Here is a 1207-nt window from a genome sequence, read left to right as displayed (position 1 = left end):
TCAAGTACCTTTTTATTCTGTTTCAGGTTCTGAGTTTGTAGAAAAATATGTCGGAGTCGGCGCTTCCCGAATAAGATCGTTATTCAAAGAAGCAAGACAAAACGCTCCTTGTGTTTTATTTATCGATGAAATTGACGTTTTAGGTGGTAAAAGAGGTGGCGGGAATAGTGGCGGTTCTCAAGAAAAGGATCAAACTCTTAACCAATTATTAACCGAAATGGATGGTTTTACTACTTCTAAAGGAATTATTATTATTGGCGCTACTAATAAGAGCTGATATGTTGGATCCTGCTTTATTAAGACCAGGAAGATTTGACCGTAAATTTACAGTTGGTTTGCCTGATGTTAAAGCTAGAGAAGCTATTTTAAAGGTACATGCGAGAAATAAAAAACTAGATCCATCGGTTGATTTTTCTCAAATCGCTAAACAAACGCCTTCTATGAGCGGTGCTCAATTAGCTTCTGTCTTAAATGAAGCTTCTATCTTAACAGTTAGAAATGATAAAAAATTAATTACTCAAATAGAACTAGAAGAAGCGATTGATCGAGTGTTAATGTGTCCAGCAAAAAAATCCCGTAAATATGATGAAGAAGAAAAGAAAATGGTAGCTTATCATGAAGCTGGACATGCAGTCATTGGTTTAAAATTAAAACATGCTCCTAAGGTCCAAAAAGTAACTATTATTCCTAGAGGCAATGCTGGTGGTTATAATTTAATGCTTCCAGAAAAAGAAACTTTCTTTTCCTCTAAGAAAAGAATGTTGGCAAATATTATTTCATTTTTAGGCGGAAGAGCGGCCGAAGAATTAATGTTTGATGATATTTCTAACGGAGCTTACGGTGATTTCAAATCAGCGACCCAAATAGCGACTCAAATGGTAACTAAATTAGGGATGAGCGATTTAGGACCAGTCCAAGATACAGATAAAAAACATGTTGATATAGAAATTAAAAAAATAATAGATGAATGTATGGAAGAAACAAGAAAAATAATTAAAGAAAATAAATATTTATTAGATAAAATAGCTAACACATTGTTAGAACAAGAAACTATCGTCAAAGAACAATTAGAACAAATAGTTAATCAGAACAATTGAAACATATAATATAAATATAAAACAAAAAAGAACCCTTAAAAGGGTTCTTTTTATATTGAGAAAATTTTTATCAGATAAAGATTATTTTTAGTATAAATAAATTAAATATG

Annotated in this window: 1 pseudogene; it reads left to right on the top strand. The window is 31.6% G+C overall.

Going from position 1 to position 1207, the window contains the following annotated elements:
• Window positions 1-1097, top strand: a pseudogene (locus RI76_RS01535) (ATP-dependent metallopeptidase FtsH/Yme1/Tma family protein); the annotation flags it as partial.
• Window positions 1098-1207 lie beyond the last annotated feature (110 nt).

It is taken from the genome of Milkweed yellows phytoplasma str. MW1 (genome assembly GCF_000309485.1).
Classification (GTDB): domain Bacteria; phylum Bacillota_I; class Bacilli_A; order Acholeplasmatales; family Acholeplasmataceae; genus Phytoplasma.
This window is presented reverse-complemented; position numbering and strand designations above follow the sequence as displayed.